This is a genomic window from Orrella sp. JC864 (genome assembly GCF_037026685.1).
Classification (GTDB): domain Bacteria; phylum Pseudomonadota; class Gammaproteobacteria; order Burkholderiales; family Burkholderiaceae_B; genus Orrella.
Genome location: NZ_JBANET010000012.1, coordinates 128857 through 135575, shown reverse-complemented (window position 1 = coordinate 135575; position 6719 = coordinate 128857). Strand labels below are relative to the sequence as shown.

Below are 6719 nucleotides of genomic sequence, written 5' to 3'. Positions count from 1 at the left end.
CCCGCCCTATCGGACCGCCTAGACTCCGCCCCCCTCCCCGAATTTGTAACACCCCCCTTGAACCTCCCCTCTGCATCCCTATAATTAGCACTCAATGGCGGCGAGTGCTAACACTGGCTCGCGCCCTTGCCAGACTTTCAACCTAACTCATTGAAAAAACAGGAGTTCCTTCATGGCCCTGCGTCCCCTGCATGATCGTGTGATCATCAAGCGCCTGGACAACGAGCGCAAAACTGCCTCGGGCATCGTCATCCCTGACAGCGCGGCTGAGAAGCCCGACCAGGGCGAAGTGCTGGCCGTCGGCCCCGGCAAGAAGACGGAAGATGGCAAGGTGCTGCCGGTCGACCTGAAGGTCGGCGACAAGGTGCTCTTCGGCAAGTATGCCGGCCAGGCCGTCAAGGTCGATGGCGAGGAACTGCTCGTCATCCGCGAGGACGAGATCCTCGCCGTGATCCAGTAATCCCCGAATCAACCGAATTCTCAAAGGAAGCTACACATGGCTGCCAAGCAAGTTCTGTTCGGCGATGACGCCCGCGTGCGCATCGTCCGCGGCGTCAACGTCCTGGCCAACGCCGTCAAGACGACCCTGGGCCCCAAGGGCCGCAACGTGGTGCTCGAGCGCTCCTTCGGCGCCCCCACGGTGACCAAGGACGGCGTGTCCGTCGCCAAGGAAATCGAACTGAAGGACAAGTTCGAGAACATCGGCGCCCAGCTGGTGAAGGACGTGGCCTCCAAGACCAGCGACAACGCCGGTGACGGCACCACCACCGCCACCGTGCTGGCCCAGGCCATCGTGCAGGAAGGCCTGAAGTACGTGGCCGCCGGTTTCAACCCCATCGACCTCAAGCGCGGCATCGACAAGGCCGTGGCCGCCGCCGTGGCCGAGCTGCAAAAGCAAAGCAAGCCGGTCACCACCAGCAAGGAAATCGCCCAGGTGGGCTCGATCTCGGCCAACAGCGACAGCTCGATCGGCCAGATCATCGCCGACGCGATGGACAAGGTGGGCAAGGAAGGCGTCATCACCGTCGAGGACGGCAAGTCGCTGGAAAACGAGCTGGACGTCGTCGAAGGCATGCAGTTCGACCGCGGCTACCTGTCGCCCTACTTCATCAACAACCCCGAGAAGCAAGTCGCCGCGCTGGATGACCCGTACATCCTGATCTTCGACAAGAAGATCAGCAACATCCGCGACCTGCTGCCGGTGCTCGAGCAAGTGGCCAAGTCCAGCCGTCCGCTGCTGATCATCGCCGAGGACGTCGAGGGCGAAGCCCTGGCCACCCTGGTGGTGAACAACATCCGCGGCATCCTGAAGACCACCGCCGTCAAGGCCCCGGGCTTTGGCGACCGCCGCAAGGCCATGCTGGAAGACATCGCCATCCTGACCGGCGGCACCGTGATCTCGGAAGAGACCGGCCTGTCGCTCGAGAAGGCCACCCTGGCCGAGCTGGGCCAGGCCAAGCGCGTCGAAGTGGGCAAGGAAAACACCACCATCATCGACGGCGCCGGCGACGGCAAGTCGATCGAAGCCCGCGTCAAGCAGATCCGCGTGCAGATCGAGGAAGCCACTTCCGACTACGACCGCGAGAAGCTGCAAGAGCGCGTGGCCAAGCTGGCCGGCGGCGTTGCCGTGATCCGCGTCGGTGCCGCCACCGAAGTCGAAATGAAGGAAAAGAAGGCCCGCGTCGAGGACGCCCTGCACGCGACCCGTGCCGCGGTGGAAGAAGGCGTGGTGGCTGGCGGCGGCGTGGCCCTGCTGCGTGCCAAGCAAGCCATCGCCGACCTCAAGGGCGAGACCGCTGACCAGAACGCCGGCATCAAGCTGGTGCTGCGCGCCGTCGAAGAGCCCCTGCGCACCATCGTCACCAACGCCGGCGAAGAAGCCAGCGTGGTGGTCGACACCGTGCTCAAGGGCAAGGGCAACTACGGCTACAACGCCGCGACCGGCGAGTACCAGGACCTGGTCGAGCAAGGCGTGCTGGACCCCACCAAGGTGACCCGCACCGCCCTGCAGAACGCCGCTTCGGTGGCCAGCCTGCTGCTGACGGCCGAGGCCGCCGTGGTCGAACTGGCCGAAGAGAAGCCCGCAGCCCCCGCCGGCATGCCCGGTGGCATGGGCGGCATGGGCGGCATGGATTTCTAAGATCCCTGCCCCGCCGGTCTGGCTTGCCGGGCCGGCGCCCTTGCCAGGCAGAAACCGCGCACCCCAGGGTGCGCGGTTTTTTTTTGCCGCCGGGCCGCCCCAAGGCAAAAAGCGCCCCCCTGGGGGTCAGTTCAGCCGTCAGGCCCAGCGTGGGGCTGTCTTGGAAGAGACGTTCCCTATCCGAAGAACAAGGCGTCCTGCTGCCGCCGCAAGTCCAGCAGCACGGAACCGGGATCGAACTCCAGGTCGGCTTGCACGATATAGCGCCCGCGCGCCACGGGGCGGCGCAGCGGCCGGTCGGCCACCAGGTAGTAGGGCACGGGCGTATCATCGCCCAGCGGCGCGGCCGGCAGCATTTCGCCGGCCACGTCGTCGATGGAATGATGGTGGCCGTAGGCGCGCAGCACCGTGCCGGCCGGCAGGTCGGCGCTGGCGCGGGCCACCACGTCCACGTGCGGGCGCGGCGCGATGGCGCCGGTGGACACGCCCATGGCCGCGGCGATGATGCTGGTGGCCGCCTCCAGACCCAGCAGGTGGCGCGGCAGGTACAGCAGCGCCAGGCTCGCATCGCGGCCGAGCACGTGGCCCTTGCCGCGCAGCATCTCCCAGGTCTCGCGGTCCTCGCAGCGCACGATGACGAACACCCCGCCGGCAAAGCTCAGCTGGTCCGCGGTGCGCAGGCAATGGAACACGTCCAGCCGTCCGGCGCCCGACAGCAGCCCGCCGCGCTCGCGCGGGGCCAGCAGGTCCGGCACTTCGGCGATGCGGGCGATGGGCGCATGCAGCGCCGGCGTATCGGGCAGCAGGCCCGTGGCATTGGCCACCACGGTCAATTCGCACAGGTCGGGCACGGCGCGCTGCGGCAAGGCGCGCGCCAGTTCGGCCCGCGCCCGGGCCGCTTCGGCCGGCGCGGCATGCGCGGGCGCGAACCAGGGGGCAAAGCCCGGCACGGCGACGCGCCGCCCATTGCTTTCGATGGTCTCGCTGGCCGGATCGAACACCATGTCGTATTCGCTGGACTTGCCCGCCGCCACGATCTCGAAGCCCAGTTCACGCGCCCAGCTGACCAAGCCGATCAGCAGGCTGGGCTGGTCGCCGTCCACCGGCGTGACCACCTTGCCGCGCTGGGCGGCCAGGTGCGCCAGGATGGGGCCGGCCACGCTGTCGACTTCCTTGGTGACCAGCGCCACGTGCTTGTCGGCCTGTACCGCCATCAGCGCGTGGCGCGCGCCGGCCTCGGGATGGCCGGTGGCCTCGACCACCACGTCGATGGGCAGGGCCAGCACCGCGGACAGGTCCGAGGCGGCGATGAAGCAATCCTGCTCCCAGGCCTGGCGGGCCTGTCCGGCGTCGCGGCAGACGCGGATGCGTTCGGGCGGCACGCCCAGGCTGGCGAACACCTGCGCCACCGCCTGCGCGTCCAGGTCGATGCCGATGCGCGCGCGCATGCGCGGCACGCGCAAGCCTTGCGCCAGGAAGCTGCGGCCGAAATCGCCCACGCCGACCACGCAGGTCTGCACCGGCACGGTCACTTCCTGGAAATAGCGATGCAGGTTCATGCTTGCTCCCGGGCGCGCAGCCGCCGCAGCACGGCGCGCAGCAATGGATAGCACCACACCAGCACGGTCAGCACGCCCAGCGTGCCGGCGATGGGCCGCTCGAAGAAGCCGGCCAGGCTGCCCTGGGTGCTGATCAGGGCCTGTATCAGGTTCTGCTCGACGATCTTGCCCAGCACGATGCCCAGCACGATGGGCGCCACCGGAAAGCCGTGCGCTTCCAGGAAATACGCCAGCAGGCCCAGGCAGAGCATGACCACGATGCCGGTGGCGTCGTTGTTGATGGCGAAGGCACCGACGATGGCCAGCACCAGCAGCGCCGGCATGATCAGCTGGCGCGGCACGGCCAGCACCACCCGGGCGATACGGATGGCCAGCCAGCCGAAAGGCAGCAGCAGCAGGTTGGCCAGCAGGAAGACGATGAACACGGCATACACCAGGTCGGCGTTCTCCACGAACACCGTGGGCCCCGGGTTCATGCCCTTCAGGTACAGCACGCCGATGGCGATGGCGGTGATGGTGTCGCCGGGAATGGCGAAGACCAGCGCGGGGATCCATGCCGACCCCAGGGCCGAGTTGTTGGCGGAGCTGCCGGCCACGATGCCCTCGACATGGCCGGTGCCCCACTTTCCGGGCTGGCGCGAAAAGCGCTTGGCCACGGCGAACGAAATCCACGAGGCGATGTCGGCGCTGGCCCCGGGCAGCACGCCGATGGCCGACCCCAGCACGCTGCTGCGGCCGATGTTGTTGCGCTCGCGGACCACGGTATGGCCGATGTCGCGCCAGGGCGTTCCCGGCTTCATGGCCGGGGCCGGCGGCTGCGCGCGCCCGGCCAGCATGGCGCGCAGGATCTCGGGCAGGGCGAACATGCCGATCAGCGCAGGGATGAAGGACACCCCTTCGAGCAGGGCGACGTTGCCGAAGGTAAAACGCGGATGGCCGGTGGAGTAGTCCATGCCCACGGTGGCGATCAGCAGGCCGATCAGCAGCGAGACCATGCCCTTGAGCGGATCGTTGCCGGCCACGAAGACCGCGCAACTGAGCCCCAGCGCGCTCAGCCAGAAGAACTCGAACACGCTGAACTGCAGCGCCACGTCGGCCAGCGCGGGGGCGGCCAGCATCAGCACGAGGGTGCTGAACACGCCGCCGATGACCGAGCAGACCGCGCCCACGCCCAGCACGTAGCCTGCCCGGCCCTGCCGGGTGAGCCGGTAGGCGTCCTCCACATAGGCGGCCGAGGCCGGCGTGCCGGGAATGCGCAGCAGGGCGCCGGGCACGTCCCCGGCAAAGATCACCATGGCCGAGGCCGCGACGATGGAAGCGATGGCCGCCAGCGGGCTCAGCAGGAAGGTGACGGGCACCATGAGGGCGACCGCCATGGTGGCGGTCACCCCCGGCAGCACGCCCACCAAAAAACCGAACAGCGCGGCCAGCACCAGCGAGAGCAGCGTCTCGGTTTGCAGCACCAGCGCCAGCGCGGCAAGGAATGCGTCCATGTCCGCCCCTACCAGAACAGATGGCCCGACAGCCAGCCGGCCGGCAGCGGCACGCGCAGCAGCCGGCCGAACAGCAGGTCCAAGGCCAGGGTCAGCAGCAGCGGCAGCAGCAGGATCTCCAGCCAGCGCCGGCCGGCCCAAAGATAGAAGGCCGACAGCGTGGCCAGGGCCAGGAGCTGGAAACCGACCGTCTCGCCCAGGAAGATGAAGGCCAGGATGGCGCCCACCGCCAACGCCGCCCCGGCCATGCCGTGGGCGCCGGTGCGCGCCGCCGCAGGCTGGCCGTCGGGATCGGGGGCGGCCCGGCGCCGGCGCGCACCGCGCACCATCAGCAGCACGCCGGCCAGCACGAAACCGGCCGCGATGGCCGAGGGAAACAGCCCCGGCCCGAAGTAATGGCCCGGCACCTCCGGAAAGCCCCGCACGTGCCAGAGCACCAGGGCGCCGAGCAGCAGGCTCATCAGGCCCAGGACCGCATCGCCGACTCGCATGAGCGCCTTCCCCTTATTTCTTGATCTGCCCCAGCACCTCGGTCATGGTCTTCAGGTCGGCGGCCATGAAGTCGCGGAACTCGTCGCCCGCGCGGCCCACCACCTGAAAGCCCCGCTCCTGCAGCGACTGCTTGAAGGCATCGCTTTGCACGACTTTCTGGATCGCCGGCGCCAGCCTGGCCATGACGTCCTCGGGCAAGTCCTTGGGGCCGACCAGGCCATGCCACAGCGCGTAGGTCCACTCCGAACCGACGGCCTCCTTGAGCGTGGGCACGTCCGGGAACATCTCCAGCCGCGTGTCGGCCATTACCGCCAGCGGGCGGATCTTGCCCGCCTCGATCAGGGCGCGGGCCTCGGCCATCGAGGCCGTAGAAAAGGTGGAGTTGCCCGCCGCCACGTCCAGGTGGCCGGCGGTGCCGCCCTGCGTGGGCACCCAGATCACCGTGGCGGGATCCAGGCCCTGGTCCATCATCAGGCCCAGGAAGGCCACGTGCCAGTTCACGCCGGGCGCCGCGCCGGTGGCCTTGAGCTGCCCGGGCTGGTCCTTGATGGCCTGCATCAGGTCCTGCATGGTCTTGTAGGGGGCGTTGGCGACCACGTTCACGCCGGCGGCGATCTGCGTGGTCTGGCTGATGGGCGTGACGTCCTCGTAGCTCAGGTCGGCCAGGCCCTGCGGCTTGTACAGGCTGATGTCGCTGGTGATCACGCCCAGCGTATAGCCGTCCGGACGCGCCTTGGACACCGCCATGGTGCCGGGCACCGCCGCGCCGCCGCCGCGGTTGACCACGTTCACGGGCTGGCCCAGCTCCTTCTCCAGCATCGTGGCCAGCGTGCGGGCGGCCTGGTCGGCCCCGCCGCCAGCGGGGTAAGGCACGATGATGGAGATCGGCCGGGACGGGTAGTCGGCCGCCGCGGCCGGCAAGGCGGTGCCGGCCGCGGCCAGCGTCATGACGGCCAGCGCCGCGCGCAAGGATCGTTGCAGGAACATGGTCTTGTCTCCCTGTGTCAGGGTCTGTCGCCCTGGTGGTTGCCGAGG

The 6719-nt window shown here is 68.7% G+C and carries 6 protein-coding genes; 2 read left to right on the top strand and 4 right to left on the bottom strand.

Features of this window, described 5'->3' with window-relative positions:
- Positions 1 to 172 precede the first annotated feature (172 nt).
- Positions 173 to 460, top strand: coding sequence for a co-chaperone GroES (locus V8Z80_RS12785; protein WP_155195801.1), 288 nt, complete (start codon positions 173 to 175; stop codon positions 458 to 460).
- A 36-nt stretch (positions 461 to 496) separates the two neighbouring features.
- On the top strand, positions 497 to 2140 hold the full coding sequence (groL, locus tag V8Z80_RS12780) for a chaperonin GroEL (protein ID WP_155195803.1): 1644 nt from the start codon (positions 497 to 499) through the stop codon (positions 2138 to 2140).
- 176 nt (positions 2141 to 2316) lie between these two features.
- On the opposite strand, the gene V8Z80_RS12775 is transcribed toward groL, so the two are convergent.
- The 4 genes from V8Z80_RS12775 to V8Z80_RS12760 are packed head-to-tail and all read right to left on the bottom strand — an operon-like array spanning position 2317 to position 6671.
- The gene (locus tag V8Z80_RS12775; protein ID WP_336062207.1) at positions 2317 to 3699 is read right to left on the bottom strand and encodes an NAD(P)H-dependent oxidoreductase; all 1383 of its coding nucleotides are present in this window, start codon (positions 3697 to 3699) and stop codon (positions 2317 to 2319) included.
- Positions 3696 to 5192, bottom strand: a complete 1497-nt coding sequence (locus V8Z80_RS12770) for a tripartite tricarboxylate transporter permease (protein ID WP_336062206.1) — start codon at positions 5190 to 5192, stop codon at positions 3696 to 3698. The genes V8Z80_RS12775 and V8Z80_RS12770 overlap by 4 nt, the downstream gene beginning before the upstream one ends.
- An 8-nt stretch (positions 5193 to 5200) precedes the next feature.
- Positions 5201 to 5683 carry a tripartite tricarboxylate transporter TctB family protein gene (locus tag V8Z80_RS12765; protein WP_155195811.1) on the bottom strand — a complete coding sequence of 161 codons (483 nt, stop codon included), beginning with the start codon at positions 5681 to 5683 and terminating at the stop codon, positions 5201 to 5203.
- Between the two features lie 13 nt (positions 5684 to 5696).
- On the bottom strand, positions 5697 to 6671 hold the full coding sequence (locus tag V8Z80_RS12760; RefSeq protein ID WP_336062205.1) for a tripartite tricarboxylate transporter substrate binding protein: 975 nt from the start codon (positions 6669 to 6671) through the stop codon (positions 5697 to 5699).
- Between the last annotated feature and the right edge of the window lie 48 nt (positions 6672 to 6719).

Excerpts from the sequence above, each read along its gene's own strand:
- V8Z80_RS12785 (WP_155195801.1), top strand. The coding sequence starts at position 173 with ATGGCCCTGCGTCCCCTGCATGATCGTGTGATCATCAAGCGCCTGGAC.
- groL (WP_155195803.1), top strand. The coding sequence starts at position 497 with ATGGCTGCCAAGCAAGTTCTGTTCGGCGATGACGCCCGCGTGCGCATC.
- V8Z80_RS12775 (WP_336062207.1), bottom strand. The coding sequence starts at position 3,699 with ATGAACCTGCATCGCTATTTCCAGGAAGTGACCGTGCCGGTGCAGACC.
- V8Z80_RS12770 (WP_336062206.1), bottom strand. The coding sequence starts at position 5,192 with ATGGACGCATTCCTTGCCGCGCTGGCGCTGGTGCTGCAAACCGAGACG.
- V8Z80_RS12765 (WP_155195811.1), bottom strand. The coding sequence starts at position 5,683 with ATGCGAGTCGGCGATGCGGTCCTGGGCCTGATGAGCCTGCTGCTCGGC.
- V8Z80_RS12760 (WP_336062205.1), bottom strand. The coding sequence starts at position 6,671 with ATGTTCCTGCAACGATCCTTGCGCGCGGCGCTGGCCGTCATGACGCTG.